The sequence below is a fragment of the Acholeplasma hippikon genome (assembly GCF_900660755.1).
Taxonomy (GTDB): domain Bacteria; phylum Bacillota_I; class Bacilli_A; order Acholeplasmatales; family Acholeplasmataceae; genus Acholeplasma; species Acholeplasma hippikon.
In genome coordinates, this window is the sequence record NZ_LR215050.1 from 1,317,620 (window position 1) to 1,341,887 (window position 24,268).

The 24,268-nt window shown below is 28.5% G+C and carries 17 protein-coding genes and 1 tRNA gene; 17 read left to right on the forward strand and 1 reads right to left on the reverse strand.

Annotated elements, in window-relative coordinates:
* Positions 1–7 precede the first annotated feature (7 nt).
* From EXC59_RS06435 to EXC59_RS06515, 17 genes are all read left to right on the forward strand, one after another.
* Positions 8–7,744 carry a cadherin-like beta sandwich domain-containing protein gene (locus EXC59_RS06435; RefSeq protein ID WP_035368705.1) on the forward strand — a complete coding sequence of 2,579 codons (7,737 nt, stop codon included), beginning with the start codon at positions 8–10 and terminating at the stop codon, positions 7,742–7,744.
* 21 nt (positions 7,745–7,765) lie between these two features.
* Complete coding sequence (locus EXC59_RS06440; protein WP_084145109.1) at positions 7,766–9,082, forward strand: EAL domain-containing protein; 1,317 nt, start codon at positions 7,766–7,768, stop codon at positions 9,080–9,082.
* A 10-nt stretch (positions 9,083–9,092) separates the two neighbouring features.
* Complete coding sequence (locus EXC59_RS06445) at positions 9,093–10,592, forward strand: ATP-binding protein (RefSeq protein WP_051658967.1); 1,500 nt, start codon at positions 9,093–9,095, stop codon at positions 10,590–10,592.
* Positions 10,593–10,603: 11 nt separating this feature from the next.
* Positions 10,604–12,349, forward strand: coding sequence for a hypothetical protein (locus EXC59_RS06450; protein WP_035368708.1), 1,746 nt, complete (start codon positions 10,604–10,606; stop codon positions 12,347–12,349).
* 44 nt (positions 12,350–12,393) lie between these two features.
* On the forward strand, positions 12,394–13,986 hold the full coding sequence (locus EXC59_RS06455) for a putative bifunctional diguanylate cyclase/phosphodiesterase (protein WP_035368709.1): 1,593 nt from the start codon (positions 12,394–12,396) through the stop codon (positions 13,984–13,986).
* A 68-nt stretch (positions 13,987–14,054) separates the two neighbouring features.
* Positions 14,055–14,129, forward strand: a tRNA-Cys gene (locus EXC59_RS06460).
* A gap of 138 nt (positions 14,130–14,267) precedes the next feature.
* Positions 14,268–14,813, forward strand: a complete 546-nt coding sequence (locus EXC59_RS06465; RefSeq protein ID WP_035368710.1) for a helix-turn-helix domain-containing protein — start codon at positions 14,268–14,270, stop codon at positions 14,811–14,813.
* A 358-nt stretch (positions 14,814–15,171) separates the two neighbouring features.
* Positions 15,172–15,912 (forward strand): LytR/AlgR family response regulator transcription factor, encoded by a 741-nt coding sequence (locus EXC59_RS06470; protein ID WP_162163930.1) that lies wholly within the window; start codon positions 15,172–15,174, stop codon positions 15,910–15,912.
* Complete coding sequence (locus tag EXC59_RS06475) at positions 15,909–17,279, forward strand: ATP-binding protein (protein WP_035368712.1); 1,371 nt, start codon at positions 15,909–15,911, stop codon at positions 17,277–17,279. Before EXC59_RS06470 ends, EXC59_RS06475 begins: the two co-directional genes overlap by 4 nt.
* Positions 17,280–17,459: 180 nt before the next feature.
* The gene (locus tag EXC59_RS06480) at positions 17,460–18,185 is read left to right on the forward strand and encodes a leucine-rich repeat protein (protein WP_035368714.1); all 726 of its coding nucleotides are present in this window, start codon (positions 17,460–17,462) and stop codon (positions 18,183–18,185) included.
* A gap of 10 nt (positions 18,186–18,195) precedes the next feature.
* A complete protein-coding gene (locus EXC59_RS06485) occupies positions 18,196–18,720 on the forward strand; it encodes a hypothetical protein (protein ID WP_035368715.1) in 525 nt (174 codons plus the stop codon).
* 92 nt (positions 18,721–18,812) lie between these two features.
* Positions 18,813–19,379 carry a hypothetical protein gene (locus EXC59_RS06490; protein WP_035368717.1) on the forward strand — a complete coding sequence of 189 codons (567 nt, stop codon included), beginning with the start codon at positions 18,813–18,815 and terminating at the stop codon, positions 19,377–19,379.
* A gap of 20 nt (positions 19,380–19,399) precedes the next feature.
* Positions 19,400–20,656 (forward strand): S26 family signal peptidase, encoded by a 1,257-nt coding sequence (locus tag EXC59_RS06495; RefSeq protein WP_035368719.1) that lies wholly within the window; start codon positions 19,400–19,402, stop codon positions 20,654–20,656.
* 266 nt (positions 20,657–20,922) lie between these two features.
* The gene (locus EXC59_RS06500; RefSeq protein WP_035368721.1) at positions 20,923–21,621 is read left to right on the forward strand and encodes a leucine-rich repeat protein; all 699 of its coding nucleotides are present in this window, start codon (positions 20,923–20,925) and stop codon (positions 21,619–21,621) included.
* A gap of 10 nt (positions 21,622–21,631) precedes the next feature.
* Complete coding sequence (locus EXC59_RS06505) at positions 21,632–22,156, forward strand: hypothetical protein (protein WP_035368723.1); 525 nt, start codon at positions 21,632–21,634, stop codon at positions 22,154–22,156.
* 113 nt (positions 22,157–22,269) lie between these two features.
* Positions 22,270–22,821 carry a GrpB family protein gene (locus EXC59_RS06510; protein WP_035368724.1) on the forward strand — a complete coding sequence of 184 codons (552 nt, stop codon included), beginning with the start codon at positions 22,270–22,272 and terminating at the stop codon, positions 22,819–22,821.
* Positions 22,822–22,988: 167 nt separating this feature from the next.
* Complete coding sequence (locus EXC59_RS06515; protein WP_035368725.1) at positions 22,989–23,330, forward strand: hypothetical protein; 342 nt, start codon at positions 22,989–22,991, stop codon at positions 23,328–23,330.
* 48 nt (positions 23,331–23,378) lie between these two features.
* Here EXC59_RS06515 and EXC59_RS06520 read toward each other — a convergent pair whose 3' ends face one another.
* The gene (locus EXC59_RS06520; protein ID WP_035368726.1) at positions 23,379–24,260 is read right to left on the reverse strand and encodes a DegV family protein; all 882 of its coding nucleotides are present in this window, start codon (positions 24,258–24,260) and stop codon (positions 23,379–23,381) included.
* Between the last annotated feature and the right edge of the window lie 8 nt (positions 24,261–24,268).

Sequence of the window (24,268 nt, forward strand, 5' to 3'; positions counted from 1 at the left end):
ATTCGAAATGACAGTTGTAGAAAGTACAACGCAAAAAAGTTCACTTTCAACAGAAGAATTAATAACAAAAATTGATCCAGCTTATGGTGATGTAAGATTTGACATTTACATGAAGAGTATAGGTCAAAATAGAAAACTTAGTGCAATCCAAGCAGGATGGGTACTACCAAATCCTAAAACTCGATATAATGAGGCCTTTGAAGAAGGAGATACTTTAGTAGACCTTGGTCGAAATGGTAAAAAGAATTTCTTCACATTAGGTGGAACAAGCGCATACCACCTAGCACTTGCAGATGCAAATACAGGCGCCATCGGTTATGAATTCACAACCGATGACGTCTTAATTGCAAGTATCTATATTGGATTTGACTCTACTTTTACGAATGATGATTATTTTCAGTTTTCACTTGATTTCGTAGGGTACTTTAATGCTGCTTTAGATTTTACAGGATATCAAGAATATGATTTGTCCAGTGTAAAAGTGAATGGATTTGAAACAATAGAGGCAACTGCAGATACAAATTTAAAAACATTAAAAGTTGGTTCAAATGAATTAACGATTGTTAATGATAATCTTTATGAGGTTACATTAACTTATGATGAATCAAAACAAAGTTTAAATGATTTAGTCAAGTATACATTAAGCAAAAAACAAGCAACATCAAATTTAACAAGTAATAAAATAAATGACTTTAAAGCTGGTGATGAAATCTATATTGATGTGACTGATGATACGGTAAATACAGTAGAAACTAAACGACATACCATTATCATTACAGATGTTTTACCTGTAGACACATCAATAAAATCATTAGGTTTTAATGCAGATAATTACTTTAGTTTAAACCAAACATTTAGTCCTGATACTTTAAATTATTCAGTTACGATTCCTGCAACTAGAGTAAGTCATGGATTTATCATTAAACCAATTGTAACTTCAAGTTATGCAACATTTGAGGTAAAACTAGATTCACAAAAAATAACTTCTCAAACAGGAAGTTACGCAATCAATAATTTAACCAGAGGAAACCATACTTTAGAAATTATTGTTCATAATAACAATTTATCAAAAACATATACAATTTCAATTACACAACAAACCTATGATTCTACAGCGACTTTAGATTCAATCGCATTTTATGATCAATCTAATAACACAAAGCCAGGTAATGAGCATAGTTCCGTTGTGTTAAATGAAAGTTCATCTTCTTATCGATTTGATTTGTTATTCATTGAAAAAACAGTTAAGTCTGTTTCATTTGAGGTTTCTATTTATGCCAATGATGAATCAATTGATGGGGCTAAAGGAAATTTAGTTAAGGATGGAAATAACTTTAACAAATTTAAATATGCAACATTAATTAAAATTGAAAAAGGTGAACGTCATACCATAACATTTACTGTAACAGCAGAAGATAATACGATTTATGAATATGTTTATGTTATTGAAAGAGAACTATCAACAAACACTGAATTAAAAAGTGTAAGTGTGAATGAAGAAAACAATATCTTTAACATAAATTTAGTTAACAATGCATATCATTACATTATTAAAAATAACGATGTAGAAAAAATAGTTATCACAGCACTTGGTAAAGATAAAGAGTTTTCAACAGTCTTTATTAGAATGAATCAATCAATTATTTCAAATACAATTGATGTGACAAATCTAACTGAAGGTAAACATGATTTTGAAATCTATGTTGTTGCTCAAGATGGCCTAACAGTGCAAACTTACCCACTTTATATTACAAAACAATCATCAGATACTTCATTAAGTTTTAAAGTGCGACGTTATGGACAGAATGACATCATTTTATCGGATTTAGATTTTGAGTTACAAGGTAATAACTATGTGATTTCAAATCTACCATATGATTTATCAAACTTAAGTTTTGAAGTTATTGCAACACACGCAAATGCAAAAGTTGAAAAAACAAGTGGATATGGAACATTTAGCCAAAAGGCAAATAAAATTACTGGTAATATTCAGTTCACATCAACTGCTGAACAAACGGTTGCCTTTGTTATTAGAGTAACAGCTGAAAATACAAATATTTCATCTGAATATGAAATTACTTTAACAAGAAATGGCGCAAAAACCATAGATACTTTAAGTGAATTAACCGTATCAAACACAACTGTTCAAGGTTTTACCAAAGATTTAAAACCAAGTTCAAACTTAGGATTAACAGTTATTGATCCACAATCAGTAAACGAAACAGTTTACTTAGAAGCTCTTGCATCAAATCTAGAAGAAACAACTAAAATTACATATGAATATAAACTTTCAACAAGTCAAAGTTATCTAACAGGACAGTCAATTAATTTTGAACGTGGAAAAGTTTATGATGTGAGAATTACTGTTCGTTCTGAGGCAAACACACAAAGTATTTACCAATTCCAATTCACTGTCGCAAGCAGTAATCATGAAATTACATCGATTCGCTTATATGATGAAAACAATGATGAAATTAATCTTGGATATCAAGCAAACATTTATGAATATACGATTAATGTTCCTGCAAAATTATCTAAGGTAAATATTAAAACGATACTCAAAGATGAGTATGCAACCATCACAACTGGTGCTGACAGCAATGGTTATATTTCATTAAACCCTGCTGGTAAAAACACAATAATTGAAGTCTATGCAACATCTGAATCTAAAGAAAAATCTAAAACTTATCAAATCACTTTAGTTCGTGGTTCATATCGAACAAGTGCACAACTTGAAAGTCTAACTGTTAAATTACCAACTAATGACTTCATGAATATTGGCTTTAGTAGTCAAACGTATACTTACAATATTAGAATTGATAATTTATATGAATTTATTGATTTATCAGCAAGTGTTAAACAAAGTGGTGAAACCTTCTTAGGAGGTAATACAACTTATCAAGAAAGAATCTTTATTGAAGAAGGAAAAACCGTTACAGTCACTTTAATTGTTGTTGCAGAAGATGGAAGCACAAAAGGTACTTACACAATTAACATCAAACGTGCTAATCAAGATGCGACATTAAAAGAAGTTGTAATTGATGGTATTAGCTATGATTTAGGATTATTTACAAATAACATTTTAAATTTAGGAAATATTCAATACCATAAGTCTAGTTTTGAAGTATTTATTGAATTAAATGATCCATTCGCAACTTATACAGTACAACCTTCTTTAAATAGTAATTACTGGCATTTAACACAAACTGGACAACTTGAGTTAGTTATCACAGTTACTGCTCAAGATAAAGAAACAAAACAAATTTATCGTATTCGATTAACAAGAGAAGCTGCAAGCAATGATGCAAGCTTAAAGAACTTAGTCTTTGAATCGAACGAAGGCAACTTATTAGAAAATATAACACCAGTTACAACAACAAACTCAGTAACGTATACATTAAAAGTAACAAGAGACGTTATATTAACAAATATTATTGCAGAAGCAAATCACTCTTATGCAGCAATTAATCACGCATATATTTCTAAAACATTAACAGCGGGTGGAGAAAAACTATTTACCATAACAGTAACTGCAGAAGATGGTAAAACAGTCATGAATTATTATGTGTCAATTACACAAAAGAATAATGATACAACCATTCAAGAAATCATGATTAATGAAATAAGTTATGACTTAACAAAACAAAATAAAGTATATGACTTAGGACAATTTAATTATTCAGAAAGAATCATTGATTTATATGTTTTATTAAGTGATGAAACATACGCAAGTATTCTATTAAACGATCAAGTATACACAAAACAAACATATGAATTAAAACTTAATGAACTATCATTTACGATAAGAGCGAAAGCAGAAGACGGTACATTAGGTGAAACTTATACATTTAAATATGTATTAAAAGGCATGTCAACTGACAATAACTTAGATAGGTTAATCGTTCGTGATGGCACAACAAACCTTATTGAAAAAGAAACAGTATTAGAAAATAACTTCACGATTAATCTTACAAAGGAATTTAATGGAAGTAGTCTATACTTAGAAGCAAAAGCAAACACAAACCTTAAACAAATCACCCAAGTAACAAACTTAACTGATGTAACACTCCCAATTACATCACTTGAAGTTGAAATCCCGTTAGTGTTTAATGCGGATGGTTCAATTAATAAGACAATCTCAATTACAGTTAAAGCTGAAGATGGCTCTACGAAGTTATATACAATACAAATTAAAAGAGGAACACAATTAAGTTCAAATAAAGATATCGCATCCATAGATGTCTATGATTTGAATGAAGAACTCATCAAAACATATACATCATTTAATCAAATGTCACTTACTGTGTCATACCAAATAAGTGCAATCAAGATTGTAGTGAACTTAGTGGATGCAAAATCAAGTGTGTCATTAGATTCTATTTATCTACTGACACCAAACCAAGCAAAAACAATTGAGTTTAAAGTAAAAGCTGAAGATGGTTCATTATCAGATAAATATGTCATCACAGTGTTCCGTGATAAAGCAAGCAATGATGCAAGCTTAAAAAATTTAGAAGTATTTGATAAAGATGGAAATAATTTAATTTCATTTAATAAAGATATAAAGCATTATGAAGTGAAACTAGATTACACACATACTTATGTAGATGTGCTTTATGATAAAGAAAACACAAATCAAACAGTTATGGGCTCTTTAGATAGACAAACTTTATCAAGAGGAGTTAATAAACTACAAGTGTTTGTGACTGCTGAAGATAATTCAACAGTTATTATTTACACCATCACAATTACATTAGTGGATATGTCAAATACTATTTTCAGTATTACCGTTAATGGCATAACCGTATTAGTAACAGATGAACTTGTTTATGAATTTTCAAATCTTTCATTCCAAACAAAGGAAATCGTTATTGAATTTGAAACCTCACCATATGCAAAAAAGATTGGTACAGGTAAGTTTAATGTAAACGTGGGTTTAAATGAATTTACAATTTATGCGGAAAGTGAAGATAATCAAAAAGGTACTGAATATAAGATTAGAATCACACGCTTAGCAGCAGACCAAAATACATTTATCAACAGTTTATCGATTTACGATGTTTATAACAAAAAAGAATTAAAAACGAATGAACCGCTTAGAAAAGATTTATCTAATTACACGGTGACTTTAGATCCAAAATCGACATATACTTATGTAGACATTGAAGTTAATCTTCAAAGTGAGCTATCCGTTGTGGATAACTTAGGACGTTATGAATTAATTGAAAATAACGGATTAATATTAGAGGTTATTAAACTGATTGTTACTGCAGAAGATGGTTCAATGAGAACTTATGAAATTAAGTTCATGAAAGTTAATCAAACAACACTTAATAATGAAAACCATATTATCGATATTGAATTGATTGGTAATAATGGCATCAATTATTTTGAAGATATGTTTGATCAAAATAAAGTTATTCAAGATAAAGTAACTGTACCTTATTTGGTAAATCTTTTAAATCTAAATGTATACTTACCAAAAGGTGCAACGCTACATACAAATAACCTAAAAACTTATAGTTTAGTTTCAGGTGAAACACTTGAGATTAATATTCAGGCAAAAGCGGAAGATGGCTCTGTAAGCGATAAAACATATGTTTTAACTATCTATAGAGAACTACCAAATACGAATAACTTACTAGATCAAATTTATATCAATCAAGAACCATTAAGTTCATTTAATAGTACTATCAATAGCTATCAACTAAAAGTAGATTACTTAGCAGTGTCAAAAATTCAATTGAGTGCTGAATTAAGTGATCTTAGAGCGAGGATTGTAGGAGAAGGCATTAAGAACATTAAACACGGTTTAAATACATTTGACCTCATTGTTTATGCAGAAGATGGCAGTGAAAATGTCTATCGAATTGAAATTTTCGCATTAAGTTATGAGACAGAACTACTGGAGTTAACAGTTGATGGTAAGTCAATTGATTTTGAACCAAATAAATTACAATACGAAGTAAATATTCCATATCAACAAACAGAAGTAGTTATTGATGGTAGGACTAATATTTTTGGTAACATCATTGGATTAGGTACAAAACGAAACCTTAAGGTTGGTGAAAATAAATTCCAAATAAAAGTTCAAAGTGAAGCAAATACTTTTGGAGAGGTTTATGAAATTACAATCATTAGAGAAGAGCCAAATCATGATGCAACCTTAAAATCATTAGTTGTTAAAGACACAAAAGGAAACATTCTACCATTTACTCAAAACTTTGATCCATTTACTCAAGAATATATCATTATGTTATCTGATAAAAATATCATGACAGTATTCATTGAGGCAACAGCTAATCAAGAAACCTCAATTGTATATCAAACAGGCTTACAACTTTTAGAAGGTTTAATTGATGGTAAATACCATACGATTTTAAATGTAACAGTCGTTTCTGAATCTGGTATTGAAAATAAATATACAATTAGTTTTTATAGAGAAGTTAAATTAGATGATGTTTTTGAAATCATGAGCTTTAATCTATATGGAAATAATTTAGTTAACTATTTAGGAACTAGTCCAAATAGTTTAGTTTCATTCGATATAAAAACCTTAACTTATGAACTTAAAGTTCCTTATACATTAACTTCAATGAACTTAGAAATTAATAGTTTAGGTAAAGTCTATGGTGCTGGTCAAAAATTATTTAATATAGATAACGAAATTATTTATGAAGTCTTTGTAGAAAGTATAAGCAAAGTAAATCGTTCAGAAATCTACACAATTAGAATAACTAAGGAAGAAGTTTCATCATATAACTTATTAGATAACTTATATGTGAACAATGAAGCATTATTAAACTTTAATCCTAATCTAAATAACTATGAGTTAACAATTGATGTAAAAGAAACAAATACCTTTATCTTAGATGGTGTGACAAGTGCATCAAAAGTTAGTGGTTTTGGTACGTATACTTTATTACCAGGAAAAAATATTTTCCCAATCAATGTTACCGCTGAAAATGGCGTTATTAACACATACACCATAACAGTTTTCTATGTAGATTCAAATGCCTTATTAGAATCTTTACGCATTAAAGAAAGTAATGAAGCAATTTATAATGAATTAACTGCAAAACAAACAGAAAACTTTATCTTTAGCCCAGAAACTTTTGAATATACAATCTATGTAAGCCCAGATACAAGATATATAAATATCTCTGGAAGCGCGAAAAATATAGCTGGTGCTAAAGTATTAGGATTTGGTACATATCGCTTAAATTTAGAGACTGAAAAAATTAATGTCCAAGTAACAGCTGAAGATGGTAAGACAACAGAAGTTTATAGTATTACCTTCATTAAACGTATTATCTTAGCAAATGATGCGAAACTACAGTTATTAGTTATTGATGGATATCAATTAGCATTTGACAGGGATACTTATCAATATAAACTTAATGTTTCTAATGATGTTAATCAGTTAAGCGTATATGCCAAAACAAACTCAGATTTAGCTAAAGTCTCAGTTGTGGGTTATGAAATTGGTAATCCTTCAAGTATCTTAGCGTTAGAAATTGATGATTTGGTTGAAGGAAATAATGTTTTATTAATCAAAGTAGAAGCACAAGATGGCACAATTAGTTATTATCGTTTAAATGTATTAAAAGAAAAACAAGAAAACTTAATTGTAGTTGTTTTATTAATTATCGCAATTATCCTTTGGGCAATTACAGTATTAGCACTTTTAATTAAACGTATCAATAGAAATAAAAACGATAGAAAGGAAAGAATGATTGTCTAATAATCATTAATTAAAAACACCATGAAAGATAACATGATTCTATATGCAACACTTATTTTACTAACAATCATTCTTTTATCGATTAGCGTATATTTCTTAATTAAGTTATTGTATAAAAACTATCAATTAACAAAATATAAAAATTTAGATAATATTTTAAAAATAGAAATACTTGAAGGTTTTATCAAACATGAAATGAAGTTAGATCCAAATAAACCATTTAGTTTATCATTGATTTCAATTGATAATTTCCTTCAAGTGAAATCTTATATTCCAGATCATTTAGTTACTTTTTATTTAAATCAATTAGGTAAAAGAATACAAATGCATTTAAAGAAAAACTGGAAGTTTGCCCAAACAAAAGAGAGAGAAGCATTTTTAATTTATAGTGAGAATTTAGATAGTAAAGATGAATTATTTGATACCTTATCAAAAATTAAAATGTCACTTGAAAAGCCAGTTACTTTAGATAATGGCTTAGAAATTAATCGGACTTTTTCAATATCGTATATTAGTTATCCCAATCTAGCAGATAGTTATGAAACTTTATTATCTAGACTTTACAGTACGTTACTAAACGTTAAAAAAATTGGTGGAAATGAATTAAAAACCTTCCATGAAGGAATTTATGAAGATTCAGAAAACTTTAATAAATATTTAAACTTAAAAGAGTCTATTTTATCGGAAAAGTTTTTATTTAGTTTTACACCACTTTATCAAAAAGACGTATGCTTAGGTTTTTACACTGAACTTCAATTTGAAAATGAGAACTACTTAAACCTAATTCCACAACTAGAAGCAAGTTTAGATGCATATTGGTTTGGTAATTGGGTATTTGAAAAAACAATAGAAGAAGCATTTGAAGTTTTAACAGTGAATGTAGAAAAGGAATTTAAACTATTTATTCCTATATCTATACAACAACTAGCTAATGAAAAGTTGGTTGAAAGATTTAGAAGAATCGCAATTAAATATAAAGTTAAGCCTGAAAGAATTGTTTTAAATATCATTAACACAAACACTTCATATGAAGTTATAAAAATTCATGAACATATTAATCATTTAAAAAAACTCAACTTTAATATATCAAGTCAGTTGAATGATAATTTTAAAACCAACATGGCTTATGACTTTATCTTGAATTATATCTTGGTTCAAGAAGAATTTATTCAGTCTAAATTAAGTATCTTAAATACAGAATTAATGCATCTTAAAAAGGTTATGATGCAATCAACAAAAGAATGGCCAATAGAAAATATTTATCTATATCAATATAAAGATGATAAGAAATTAAATGGACAAGCGATCTTATCGTTTAAAGAAAAGTTAGATAAATAAGGAGGAAAATATGGAACAATTTGCAGAATGGTTTGTCGGGTTATTTAGAGAAATTGTTAGAAATATTTGGTCGTTTATCACCGGTTTTTCTACACTTATTTATCAAGGATTTATAGGAAATTTTATTACATACGCAAAAGACTTTATTCATAAGTCAGAATCATTTAATTTCTTAGATTGGGTATTTTCTATTATTGGGATTATCTTAATCTTATTACTTTATATATTACTCATTACTTTAATTGTCTTTTTAGTTAGAAAGTACTTTAAATTTGTAAGTGTTGAAAAAGATAAAGAGACATTAATGGAAGAGGTAAGTAACTTAAGTTTTGAACTCAATAAATTATTAGATGAAAAGAACGCAAGTTTAGCCTTATCAAAAGAAACAGATCAAAATCTAAAAAAAGAAGATAAACAAGATAAAAATCGCTTTAGCTTATTACCTGAAATTGATCTTAAATATAAACGTAAAAACTTAATAACTTTAATGAAAAGTGAAGATCAATTAAGATTAGATGAATTAGTTAAACGCTTTATTAACTTTTCAGCCACAAATCTTAATCTTTACTATTCTGAAAAAACAGTAAGAATTTTCTTTGCGGGTATGGCTACATCTAAAACAATGATTTTAGAAGGTATCTCAGGTACTGGGAAAACCTCACTTGCCTACGCAATGGGTAAATTCTTTAATCATGATGCTTCAATCATTTCAGTTCAACCATCATGGCGTGATCGTAGTGAAATGCTAGGGTATTTTAACGAATTCACAAAGAAGTTCAATGAAACAGAGTTCTTAAAAGCGCTTTATGAAGCAACTTACCGAGATGATTTAACATTTATTGTCTTAGATGAAATGAACTTAGCCAGAGTAGAATATTACTTTGCTGATTTCTTAAGTATTTTAGAAATGCCTAATAAAGAAGAATGGAAAATCCAGTTAATAAATGATATTAAAGAAGATGATCCATTCCATTTAAAACAAGGTAAACTGCAAATACCAGAAAATGTTTGGTTCATTGGAACAGCCAATAGAGATGATTCAACTTTCGCTATCACAGATAAAGTTTATGACCGTGTAGCGTCAATTGAAATGAATGATAAAGCAGTATTTTTCAATGCAGAAAGAGAAAATCACGTTGAATTAACTTATAGTTATGTAAGTGGGTTATTTAACGAAGCTCTTGAAAACTTTCAAATATCTCAAAAAACATTAGAAAACCTACAAAAGTTAGATGATTTTATTATTGATAAATTCCAAATTGCATTTGGTAACCGTATTAACAAACAAATTCATACCTTTATTCCTGTTTATATGGCAGCGGGTGGAAATGAAATTGAAGCACTTGATTATCTAGTTAGTAGAAAAATCATACGTAAGTTTGAAAGTTTAAATCTTCCATTCCTTCAAAAAGAATTAGAAGATTTAGTGTCATTAATCGATAAGTTATTTGGTAAAATGAACTTCAATGATACAAAGAAAATGATCAAAACTTATATTAAGAGTTTTTAAGGATTAAATAAATGAACGCTAGATATGATATAGAATTATTTAATGAAATGCTGTATGAGGCATTTAAAAAACAAGATGAAGAAACAGACTTTGCCAAATACTTAGATAATGCATTAAGAAGTGGAGAAAAAACACTTTATCAAAAACATAGTACTGAACGTAAGAAATATGATGATACTTGGATTAATGTGATTGAATCATATCTTCCAAGTATTGATAAAATTACACGAAATGTTAAATCACAATTAAAGTTTGAAGAAGAAATTATTCCAATTGAAAAAACAAAACGTGTGAATAGTCAATCCATCCGTCATTTATCAACAAACACTAAATATTTAAGAGAAACAGAAAGTTTAGATTTAATGCCTTTAAAGGTATTAACAAATATTGGTGAGATTGAATACGGAATTTATGAAAATAGATTTATTATGACATTGATTGCACGTTTAAAAGATTATACTTTTGAACGTCTAAAATTAATTAAAGAAGCATTATATGCAAACCGTAAGATGAACTTTTTAGCTGAAAATAATTTTGAGTTTATTGATGCTAACTATAAAGTTAAAATTGAGGTTTCAAAAGAAGAAAAGTTTAGACAGAAAAAAGAAGATGATCATAACGAAGCTGTTTATCAAAAAGCAGAAAACTTATACAAACATATTACAGTGTTAACAAACTCAACTTTCTATAAACAAATGAGTAAGTATAAAAAAGTAACACCACCGATTATTAAAACGCAAGTCATTTTAAAAAACCCAGACTTTAAATCAGCCTATTTTTTATGGTTATTTTTAGATCAAAACTATAAGTTAGACTATAACTTTGAAGCGGAAACACATAACAAACGATTCACTGATTATTATAAAGAAAACATTAATAAGTTGTTTATGCATGCAGTGAGTTTAACATTATCAAACGATACACAGTATCAATCAGTTGATCAGATTGAGTATCAAATAAAAAAAGAAGTTCCTGCAAAAATACTTAAAAATTTACATACTGAAATCACTTTAGATGATAAATATGCAGATGTTGTAGAAAATCAGGCGATGAATGAATATTTTTTACAAAAAATTAAGTCACAAACATCTAAAAATTCAGTAGAATATAAGGGTGACTTAAGAAGTCAAAAAGTTCACTTGAAAACGGCATTAACAGACATATTTAATATTCAAAATAGCTTATATGAAGACATCTTAGCCTATAATAGTGATACGGATTTATTTACTAAATTATATGAGGCTAAATCTTTAGATAAAAAGTTAGAAATAGCTTATAAAAAACAAGCAATCGCAAGTATCGTTCGTGATGTTAAATTAGAAGATTTAAGAAGACATTTATCATTAGAACGTAAATGGAATGAAGAATTAAAGAAACTCTATAAAGAAATTGAAAAAAATGAAGCAAATTCCTTAAACGAACGCATAAAAAAATATACAATTGATAATAAGGAAAAATTGGACAAGGCCATTAAACGTAAACTTGCCTTGGAAAATAAGAAATTGTCTAATGAGTTGAAGCGTGAAAAAGACAAACTTCTACGTGAACGATTAAAGCTTGAAAAAGCCTTAAAAGAAAAGCGTAAAAAGTTAGCACTTAAAGAAAAAAATGAGCGCCTAAAAATTCAAGCAAAATTAGAGAAACAAAAGGCATTGGAGCTAGAGAAAAAATTAGCTAAACAAAAGAAAACTTTTGATGCTAAAAAAGAAGGACTCGCCAAGAAAAAAGCACAAGTGCTTGATCAAAATAAAGGATAGAAGTTATTCTTCTTACCATACTTAAGTATTTAGGAGATATGAAGTTGAGACAACAAGATTTAGACAGCAATCATACACACATATTTTGTAAGAAGAATCGCGTGTTTATTGTTATTAATTTATTAATCTTTTTAACATTAGCAATAGTTGATATAACCATGGTGTTTATGAACCATGAATTTAATCATCTTTTTTGGTTTGATATATTACGTTATTTAATTGTAGGGACACTTATTGTCTCTTCCTTTATGCTTTCATACCGAATTGTAAGACAATACTTAAGTCAAAAGGATGAGTATTTAAATAACATTACATCAACTAGCCAAACGCAACTACAAAATCTTGAAAAGAAAATTAAGTATGATGAATTAACAGGTTTATATAATGATGATGGCATCAAAGAAGTTATAGAAAACCTTCAAAAAGAATCAAAACCATATACATTATTCAATATTGATTTAGATGATTTCAAATTAATCAATGATTTAAAAGGGATGGTTTGGTCAGATAGTGCTTTAAAAGAAATAGCGAACTATCTAAAGGAAAGAAGCGAGACATATGAAGTTGCTAGAGATCATGAGGACAGTTTCGTTTTAATCTCATTAAATGAGTTTACACCAGATTCAATAAGTGAATTTACAAAATCACTTTTAAAACAAATCAGAGTAATCTTACATAATGAAATCCATGCTTATTTATTTAGTGCATCTATTGGAGTCGCAAGTTATTATCCAAATGAAAAGTCTCTACCAGATACACTTACTAAATCTGAGCTTGCGCTTCATCAGGCTAAAATCAGTGGCAAAAACCGTGTAGTGATTTATAAAGATGAGTTTTATCAAGAAAAAATTAATGAAGTCTTAATCATGTCAGCGATTAAGCCGTCATTAAAAAATAATGAATTCTATTTAGTTTATCAACCAATTATGGATATTGATAAAGACCAAATCTTAGGCGTTGAAACATTACTTCGTTGGCAACACCCAGAATTAGGTCACATTAATCCTGAGAAAATCATTCGTTTATCAGAGTTAACAGATGATATTCATCGAATCACTAACTTTGTGGTTAAAGAAGCATTTAGACAACTAAAAGCTTGGAATGAACAAGGTATTGATATTCGTTTATTAATTAATTTATCACCTAAAAACTTATTAGATAAGACATTACCAGATACTTTAATTAAATACGCAACAGAATATGGCATTAATCCAGAAGATGTTGGATTAGAAATTACTGAATCAAGTAAATTAGAAAAACTAGAATCTGTTAAAGAAATTTTAGAAAGAATTAAAGCCTATAATTTTAGGATTGCGATTGATGATTTTGGAACTGGTTATTCAACCTTAACATATATTAAAGAGTTACCAATCGACATTGTTAAATTAGACCGTTCATTTATCACAAATATTGATACAAACTATGAAGATCAGTTATTCTTAAAGTTTGTTTTAGATATTTCTAATGCATTAAGAAAGTTAGTTATCATTGAAGGCGTAGAAACAGAAGTGCAAAAACAAATTATTAAAGAACACCAGATTGCCCTTGCCCAAGGATATTACTTCTCTAAGCCAAAAAAAGCAGAAGAACTACAATGTTTTTTTGAAAGTTATGGTTTAATTAATCAAAATAATTAAGAATTAAAAAATATCAAAATGTACAATTGACTTTTTTGGGTTATAACGTTATAATATATAAGCGTTTTGGCCCCGTAGCCAAGTGGTAAGGCAGAGGTCTGCAAAACCTTTACGCGTCAGTTCAAATCTGATCGGGGCCTCCAAAAATAGTAAATTAATGAAGTTGTCGAAAGACAACTTTTTTATTCATGTGATTCTTGCCATATGAGAGAGATTCTCATTTTTTTCTGTTGGAAAATATAGGTATTTATGAAATAATGAAACTATAGGTGGTGTAAAAGATGAATATTGCTGAACAAATCATTTTAAAAAGAAAAGAAATAAATATGACACAAAAAGAATTAGCAGAAAAGTTGGGAGTATCTGACAAAACTGTTTCTCGCTATGAACAAGGAACAAGTATTCCTGATGTTCAAATGCTTAAAAAAATTGGTGATATCTTATCGATTGATTTTAAAGCATATTTTGAACAAGATCTTAAACAACAAACACCAAAGAAATTAAATGATTATGAAGAAATGAAGAAGTTTAGAAAAGGTTATTTCATGAGTTTTTTCTTATTCTTATTTTCTGCATTCTTAATTTTTCTAATTAAATCATCTAATGGACAAACTGATAGCATTTCATACATCTTAAATCCATTCTTTCTAATCATGGCACTTATTATGGTGATGTATGCCATTATGGTTTATTCATTAAGAATGATTGGATACTTATTTTTCTTAAAAGATAAGAAAGATAAGAAAATATATTATAAAGAAATATTCAGTTCAATCTTTATGTTGTCTTTAGCACTCTTATTCTTAGTATTTAGTTTCATAGCATAATATAAACAATCAAAAACTATGAGGATACCTTCATAGTTTTTTTATTTTATAAATGATATTTAAAAGCATTTAAAAACTTACTTTCCCAGTAGTTTATTAAAAATCTTTTTTGAATTAAAAATGTAATAACAATAATAGATGCAGTCTGTTTTGATATAATTTCAGTAAGAAAGTTGGTTTTTGGTTTAGATTTACCAGGTTAGATCCATTTGATTGCTACAGTGTATAATCCAGAGAAACTAAGTCAACAAGCGATTCAAATTAATCTTATGGTCATGCTAATTTGCAAATAATGGGAGTTATTAAGATGACAGATAGTAAGAAACAAATCAGGTGAGATGAAGGTCTTGTCGTTAGATTGGCAATAGTTGAAGACAATAAAGATGAACTAAAAATTATGATTGATGAATTAAATCAATGTAGTAAAGAACTTGGTGTTAAATTTGAATTATCATTTTTTGAGTCTGCCGAAGCTTTACTTTTTTACGTAAGTGAGAATCCAAATCAATTTGAAATTATCTATTTAGATATTATGTTAAAGAGCAAGTCTGGTGTAGAAGCAGCAACTGAACTTAGAAATAAAGGTTCACGCTCAATCTTAATTTTTGTAACATCCAGTGAAGAGTTCTTATTAGATGCTTTTGATGTACAGGCATTAAACTATTTAATTAAACATAAGTTTACACATGAGAAATTTAAATCAGTTTTAGAAAAGGCAATTTCTCAAATTGAATCTGAGCAAAAGAAAGTATTTGTTTGTGAGTATAAAGGAAATAAGTATGTTATTCCTTTACATAAGATTATGTACTTTGAAGTTTTTAATAAATTAGTAACCGTACATTATGGAAATGAAGAAATTAGTTTCTATAGTAATTTAAATGAGACAGTTGAAAAGTTGGATCCAACATATTTTATTCAAGTACATCGCTCATTTATAGTTAATTTAAACTTTATTACGAGTGTTTATAAAAACACAATTAAATTAAAGAGTGGAATAGAAATTCCAATAGGTAAAACCTATATGGATTTCTTTGAGGCTGCCTTTGTTAAATATATGAGTAAACATGACATGTCAAAAATAAAGGAGGAAATTAAATGATATATGCTGCTTTAGCTGTTTTACTTTTGTATAACGTTGCCTATGTTGCATACTTCATTAAATTATCACCAGCAAAAAATAGACATAGATATTTTATTATTGGATTATTGATTCTTTTTCAAAGTGCAGTTTATATCATTGGAGATAAAAACTTTCCACTGACAATCTTTATTTTAAATACAGCTGCAATTTACGTAACCATTCGATTAGTTACTAACCTTAATATGATTCAAGGCGCGTTTGCTGCCGGTATGGGGGTAATTAATGTAAATAGTATTAGAAACATTATTAATGCGACCTTTTCTATTATGTTCATTAATGATGGAAACTTTTATTTAATTAATGATCCTGATGTTTATCATGTAGTAACATTACTTGCCTTTCCGGTTGCTATGGCAATATTTATTATCTTAAGAGCGTTTATCTTCGAAGATTTAAAGATGAAAAGATTTTTATATGCTAATACACCATTAAGGTTAGTAGTTATTTATCAATTATTTTCTGTAGTTAATTTAGTATTAATTAATTCAGTTTCATTGGTTAATCGCCAAGCTCCAATACTTTCTATTGAATATTATATGGCAATTGGGGTAACCTGTTTAATCATAATTTATATGATGTATGTGGTAATGTATTATACGATTAAGTATTTTGAACGACAACGTATTGAATCAAGAAACGCTATGCTAGTAGCATCTTATGAACAACAATTAAGCCACTATAAGAAGTTAGAAAATTTTTATAATAGTTACCGTAAATTCAAACATGATTATGAAGGTGTGGTTGGCACGTTAAGAAACATGGTGAATAATAGTGAAAACCAAGAAGCTAAAGATACATTAGAACAAATGGATCAATTAGTTTATAACGCTTTAGAACTACCAAAGCGTTATTCTAACAATATGATATTTGATGCATTAATGCAAGAACTGGCAACAAAATGTAAAGAAAATAATATTACTTTAACATTTGAAGGGTCAGAACCAATGCATACGCATTTAACCTTATTAGAAAAAATAAGTTTATTCCACAACCTAACCTCAAATGCCTATGAAGCAACTTTAAAAGTAAAAGATGAATCAAAACGTTATATTTATATGAAAATAACGAATCAAGAGAATTGGGCAAGTATTTATATTGAAAACTCATATAACGGTAAGTTAAAGCAAGAACATGGTAAATACATGACGACCAAAAAGGATGTTGACTCACATGGGTTTGGGTTAGAAAACATTATTGACATTACAAAACGTTTAGGTGGTTTTTATACCATTGAACCTAATCTATTAAAAGAAGTTTTTACCGTATCTGTTTTGCTACCAAGAGACTTAAAAAAACCAATCATTATAGAAGAATATATAGACTAGAAAAGATAGGGATCATACAATTTTACACATTTGTATGTTCCTTTTTTTGTTTAAAAACGGTTTTTTAGGGGTAAAAAAGTGACATTTAGGGAATTTTAGGGGCTTATGATGCCCTTTTTATTTATATTTATTGGCGAGAAACAAAAAACTGATTAGCCAAGATTGAGGAGGAATACATATTTGAAAAAAACATTTTTATTAATCTTTTTAGCAGTCGTCGTTTTTGTAAGTTCACTAGGTATAGGTTATGCGGTCTTAGGTGGCGTAAATGCTAATTTAACTGAAAGGGCAACATTTACTGGTTTAGGTAGTTTTAGAAAATCTATTCCAGCGCCATATGCTAACAATTCTACAGTGACAGTAAATGGAATTACTTATAAATTTAGCACAGCTACAAATTCATATGGTGTTACGGAAATACCAAAGCAAGAAACAGTAACCATTCCTGCAACTGTTAATGGTTATCCGGTGACAACTGTACATTCAACAACCACTGGTACACTTTCATTAAATTATGCTACAAAAGTGGTTAACCTTGGTGAGAATGTCACTATACTTGAAGCAAATTCATTTGATAAATTATCAAACCTAAATACAGTTAACGGCATGGAACGTGTTCAGTATATTGGAGCAAGTGCATTTAAAAGTCGTTTTTCTCTTAGGGAAATAACTTTAAGAGATATTCAATATATTGGAGCAAGTGCATTTGAAGGAGACTTTGGATTAAAACTTAATTGGCAAGTTCCTGATGAAAACCTAATAACTTTATCTATTGGAGCAAGTGCATTCAAAAGTGCTGGATCAAGTAGTACTGTCAATATTCGTTTATATGCTGGAACATATGATAATACATCATCAACTGGTTCATTTGTTTCATCCAAGATTGTAGTCACAATTATCACATAGGGGGCTAATCATGAAAATTATTAAATTAGCAATTATATCACTTATGATTGTTTTCTGTTCATTTGGTATAGCTTACGCATTCACTTTTAATAAAGCAGATGATCTAAGAACAAACTTAGCATTTGAATTAGATGCTTATGCAGTATTTGGTGATGTTTCAATCACGAATATCACAATTGAAAGAGATTATGAAATAGTCGAGGATGTAGTAATTGATTCGGATTTAGACTTATATAGAGTTGTTATAGATTATGAAATTTTAACTGATAAAGAATTTCCTTCGGAAGGCATATACGCCTATTTAACGGCTTCATTTCTTAATGAAGAAGTAAGTGAACTTATAAACGTAACTTCATCTGAAATGGATATCAATATGGTCAATTCTTCAAAGATAGTTGGATCATTTGAGGTTTACTTTTATTGGAATATAGGCGTTAGTACATTGACATATGAACAATATCAAGTACTTCAATCAGCAGTTGATGAAAATGGAAAAATCGCATTAAAATTACAGATTAATCAAATAATTCAATAAACAACTTAAAAAATTATTAGATCAAATTCATTTTGTTAAATCGTTCTTAATCATCTCATTGGGTTAAGAAAATAAAATAAAGGAGAATAAAAATGAGAAAAATTATGTTATCAATCATTGCATTATTTGCAATTGTAGGTGTAGTTGGTATGGCTTGGTCATTATTTGTTTACAATGATCCAGTAGAACAAGAAGACAATTTATCAATCGTCTTAGATGGATATACTGAAGTAGGTAAATTAACATTAGATGCTCCAGAATATTTTGTAAACAATGTTAAAGTCAATAAAGTAGGAATTTTAATTGATAATCCAACTGATATTTCTAAACACTATGCATCATTCATAGTGACTCATGAATACGGAATTGATGGTGCATTAGAACCAGTAAGTGGATTTGAATATTCAGTCCCAGTTGTTACATTAAATAGTGAATTATTAGCTGAGTACTTAGAAGTTAGAGTAACCGCTGTTACAGTTTTAGGTGAAATAGCGTTCCAAAACGTTACACACGGTAAATATGAAGTAAGATTAGCTTGGAAAGATGGAAAAGCTCCAGCTACTGCAGATGCTTACAGAGCATTCAGAGATGTATTCTTAACTGCTACAGCTGACTCAAGCGCATTAATTTCTGTATATATTACAGTAGCTGCTAAATAATTGACGATCGAGGTGCCTTTATGAATATAAGTCAATTAATCACATGGGTTATTGCTCCAGTGGCACTAATTTCATTCATCGTAGTCTTTACACTCTTATTGCTAAATATGAATGAGAAAGAAAGATTGCTTATAACAGAAGGTGTTAGAGATAATGAAATTATTAAAAGCAATATACGAAAAGAAAATAAAAGTAATAAAGTTATAAATGGTATTGGTAATATCTTAGAGGCAATTGTAATGATAATTCTAGTAGGTATTATTGGATTTGGTCTATTCTACCAATTCAGTGATCAAAAAGAATCGTTACTTAATTCTCAAGTTATGGTGATTGCTTCTAACTCAATGGCAGAAATAAACTCAAGAAACACATTAGTTTTAGAAAATAATTTAGGTAATCAATTTACAAAAGATGATGTGATTGTCTTAGAAAATTTACCTAAAGAAGAAGATATTAAATTATTTGATATCATTGGATACTATAATCCATATTTAAAGAAAACGATTATTCATAGAGTTGTTGAGATTATTGAAAATGAAGCTGGATTAAGTTTTCGTTTTCAAGGAGACGCAAACCCCTCAAAAGATTCAGTCATTGTTAAATATGATGATATGATTGGAATTTACAATGGTCAAAAATATGAAAAATTAGGATCAATTGTGCGATTTGCACGTTCTCCATTCGCAATGATGGTGATGATTGTGATTCTATATATTGTAATTTTTGAAGAAATCATTTATAGAAAAATCGTTAAAGCAATTAAAGCGCGCGAAGCACTCTTAAACAGATGGAAAGAATCCCAATACTTATTAGAAGCTCCAGACCCAGAAATAGAAGTTCAGATTGAAACTTTAAATGAACAAAAGCGCATTGAAAACGAATTAAAAAAGATGCGTGCTGGTAAATATGAAATTATAGAAGATGATAGTAAGTATAGATTCCAACTTTACGATTTTGAAGGTGAGATATTATGTCGTAGTGAATCTTATTCTTCAATAAAACAATGTGAATACCGTTTAAGATCACTTGCTCAAACGGTTGAAGAAGGTCGTTACGAAATCTATAAAGACCGTCGTGGTGTATATCAAATTAAAATGTATACAGCAAATAAACGATTATTAATTTTAGGTGCAACGCATCGTTCACTTAAGAAAGCTAAAGAAGCTTTAGCACAGATTGAAGCATTGTCACAATCTGCTCAAGAATTATCACTTAATAACCAAGAGGTAGAAGTTGAAGCAGTATTAGATCAAGAACAAGTGCTTCAAACAATTTAAAATAAAACAATAAAACTCTTATATAAACCCCAAACCAAGTTGAATTTAATGACATAACTTGGATAAATAAACCCCTAAATTAAAAAGAGTGAGAAAATTGGCTATTTCCATTCTTTTTAATTGAAGTGTTGTGAATTTAACGATTCACAACAGCTCAATTATCTATTTAGGGTATAAAAAGTGTCATTCAAGGAATTTTGATTTAATGATAAAAATAAAGAATTATACTTAAAGTAGATATTAAAGAGGATAAAAAAGGTATAAGTATGAGATATTTAACAAACACAATTATGTTATTCATACTTTTAATCATCTCAAGCATCTCACTTACTTACTCAGTCATCTTATTATTTGAGGGATTAGAGAAAAATAATATAATTTCAAAAAATGAATCTAATATCCCTTTAAAGGCAACTTTAAATGGTCTGTACTTTGAATTCGATGAAACAACAGATACATATGTTGTAACAGGAGCATTAGATGAAGTAGATGTGGTTTTAATACCAGATATGCTTTATGGTTATAAAGTAGAATCCATTAAAGGTTTTGCTTTTTATCAAAACCAAAAAATTGAAACCATATTCTTTGGTGCTAATGTTAAAGAAATAGGTGAAAGTGCGTTTTTTGAAGCGAAGAACCTAACATACATCTATAACATGGATCATGTTGAAGTTATTGAAGCGTATGCATTTTATAATGATAATTCATTAATTACACCACTTGATTTTTATGATATTAGATATATTGGTGAAAGTGCATTTAGTGGAGTAGAAAACATAAGTCAGTTATCTTTTCATTTAAATGAAGAGAATTTAAAAGAACTATACATTGGACACTACGCATTTCATCGAACTTTTAAATTATCAAATGAAGTTGTACTATATGAAAAAACGTTTGAATTAACAACTTTTGAATTATCAAATATTAAGATAGAAGAAATTAAAATATACGATGTGATTCGTTAAGGAGGACATCATGAAAAAATACATTTTACCACTCATTATTGCATGGGCACTTATTGCAAGTGCAATTGGCATAAGTTATGCTTATTTAAATAATTATAAAAAGGATGATTTTAATTTTAATCTTGAACTCGCTCCATATACTAGTTCAAATATAACAATTACTAATTCATTTATCAGGGATAATGGAACAGTTAAGCCAATTACAAACGGCTTTAAAATTGATGATGATCCTGAATATTATCATGTTGTCTTTAGTTTAGAGGTAACGCCATCAGAAGGAGTTACTTTTAGCGGAAATGAATCATTGATTGCGACTGTCCAATTTGAAAATGCAACATTGAATTCATTATTTACACCGATTATTGTAAATACAGTTACAAAGGTTGGAAATAAATATGTAGGTGATGTTACGATTAAATTCCAAGTCATAACACCAATTACTAATCAAACACAATTAACTGCATTAACTAATACAGTAAATGCAGCTCTCGCTACAGGTGAAAACAAAATTAATATTAATTTTAGTTTCCAATAGAATCTTCAGTAACATTTTCTCCCTCTATAAAACGTATAAGAAGCTCCCTATTCTTATACGTTTTTTCTTTTTCATGTAAAATAGAAATATCAAATATAGAAATTAGGTTTGTTATGAAAGATTTAAAAGACTTATCTTTAGAAGAATTATGGCAACTTTTTCCAATCGAACTAGTTAAACATAAAAATATATGGAAAGAACAATTTAATCGTGAAAGTGAATTATTAAAAAAACATTTTATTAATTTAAATATAAAATCAATTGAACATATAGGGAGTACCGCACTACCTGATATTTACGCTAAAGACATTGTAGATGTTTTAGTATTATTTAATGAATATTCTTTAGATGAAGCCATTTTAAGGTTAACAAAAAAGGGGTATATCTTAATGAATCAAACAGAAACTAGAGCGACATTAAACAAAGGGTATACCATAAGTGGGTTTGCCGAAGAAGTGTTCCACATTCACTTAAGAATAAAAGATGATGCCCCTGAAATATTCTTTAGAGATTACTTATTAACAGATCTTGAAGCAAGAAAAAAGTATGAAGCATTTAAATTAGATTTAGCTAAAAAATATAAGCATCACAGAGATAACTATACAGATAATAAAACTGATTTTATTAGTTATTATACAAACTTAGGTAAAGAAAATATAAAATAACCGAATAGATTAACTTTTCGGTTATTTTTATACTTATCAATAGTGGCATAACTAAGGCATTTAGTTGTGTTTTATGATAAATATCAATGATTTATACGATTAAGAGGTATAATAAAGGTATAAAGACGATTAAGGCATAAATAATATTTATAAGGGGGATATGTATTATGTTTTCATTTTTATTAAGAGCTAAAGAAGAAGATATTATAAAAGCAAAAGAAGCATCAAAGGAATTTTGGGAATACTTTATTAAAGAAGAAATTGATATTGTACAAAGGTTGTCCCATGGTGGAGAACAAACAATGCGCTTATTGGATGAAATTGAAGGTAAGTTAAGATTAATTTTCCCTAAGTATAAAAAAGAACTTCATTTTGGATTTTTGATTGAACAAAAAGAGTTTGATTTAGCACACGCAAATAATAAATATTTGAAAGAATTAATGCGTGTCTTTAGAGATGAAATGCCTATGATTTTGAAACAAACATGGACATTAAATCTAACAGAATAAAATAAAAAATAAAGGTCAAGTTTCTTTTAAAACTTAACCTTTTTTTATTTATCTATTTTCTCCAAAGAAGAATAAAGCTAATGTCCCAGGACCAGTATGACTACCAATTGTAGAACCTACATTAAATATTTCAACTTTACCATTTAATAAAGGGAAATTTGCCTCAATTTTACTTGCAACAGTTTTAGCATCTTCAATACAATCTGCATGAGAGATAAAACATTTACCATTGTAGTTTATACCATCTTTTGCAAGATCCATCATTTGTTCAACCACTTTATTAATAGCACGTTTCTTACCAATGACTTTAAATTTAGGTATTAACTTACCATTATCATCTACATTAAGAACTGGACATAAACTTAAGATACTACCAACAAAACCTGCAGTAGATGAAATTCTACCACCCTTAACATAATAAGATAAATCTGTTGAATAGAACCAATGGTTTAATTTTAGCTTGTTTGTTTCTAAGTAATTAACTAAGTCAAGATATGCATAACCTTCATTTTGAAGTTCAGATGCCTTATCAACAAGTAAACCTAAACCTGCTGATGCGCTTAAAGAATCAATTAAAGCAATTTTTCTGTTTGGGAATGTTTCAAGTAATATTTCTTTAGCAATTCTAGCTGAGTTAATAGAACCACTTAATCCACTTGATAATTCGATGTGAATAATATCTAACCCTTTTTCCAAAAATGGTGTAAAGAAATTAACATATGCTTCAGCATTTACTTGGCTAGTTTTTGTTGAAGCGCCTTTTCTCATTGCTGCATAAAATGCATCTGCACTGATTGTTTTACCTAAATCATCTTTATAAGTTTCATTATTTAATTCAAAAGTAAATGATACGTATGGAATATTTCTTTCGTTTAAAAATTCATTTGTTAAATCTGCTGGTGATGAAGTTGTGATAATATAGTTTGACATAAAATACC

Coding starts and splice junctions, on each gene's coding strand:
- EXC59_RS06435 (WP_035368705.1), top strand. CDS start 8: ATGACAGTTGTAGAAAGTACAACGCAAAAAAGTTCACTTTCAACAGAA.
- EXC59_RS06440 (WP_084145109.1), top strand. CDS start 7,766: ATGAAAGATAACATGATTCTATATGCAACACTTATTTTACTAACAATC.
- EXC59_RS06445 (WP_051658967.1), top strand. CDS start 9,093: ATGGAACAATTTGCAGAATGGTTTGTCGGGTTATTTAGAGAAATTGTT.
- EXC59_RS06450 (WP_035368708.1), top strand. CDS start 10,604: ATGAACGCTAGATATGATATAGAATTATTTAATGAAATGCTGTATGAG.
- EXC59_RS06465 (WP_035368710.1), top strand. CDS start 14,268: ATGAATATTGCTGAACAAATCATTTTAAAAAGAAAAGAAATAAATATG.
- EXC59_RS06475 (WP_035368712.1), top strand. CDS start 15,909: ATGATATATGCTGCTTTAGCTGTTTTACTTTTGTATAACGTTGCCTAT.
- EXC59_RS06485 (WP_035368715.1), top strand. CDS start 18,196: ATGAAAATTATTAAATTAGCAATTATATCACTTATGATTGTTTTCTGT.
- EXC59_RS06490 (WP_035368717.1), top strand. CDS start 18,813: ATGAGAAAAATTATGTTATCAATCATTGCATTATTTGCAATTGTAGGT.
- EXC59_RS06495 (WP_035368719.1), top strand. CDS start 19,400: ATGAATATAAGTCAATTAATCACATGGGTTATTGCTCCAGTGGCACTA.
- EXC59_RS06500 (WP_035368721.1), top strand. CDS start 20,923: ATGAGATATTTAACAAACACAATTATGTTATTCATACTTTTAATCATC.
- EXC59_RS06505 (WP_035368723.1), top strand. CDS start 21,632: ATGAAAAAATACATTTTACCACTCATTATTGCATGGGCACTTATTGCA.
- EXC59_RS06510 (WP_035368724.1), top strand. CDS start 22,270: ATGAAAGATTTAAAAGACTTATCTTTAGAAGAATTATGGCAACTTTTT.
- EXC59_RS06515 (WP_035368725.1), top strand. CDS start 22,989: ATGTTTTCATTTTTATTAAGAGCTAAAGAAGAAGATATTATAAAAGCA.
- EXC59_RS06520 (WP_035368726.1), bottom strand. CDS start 24,260: ATGTCAAACTATATTATCACAACTTCATCACCAGCAGATTTAACAAAT.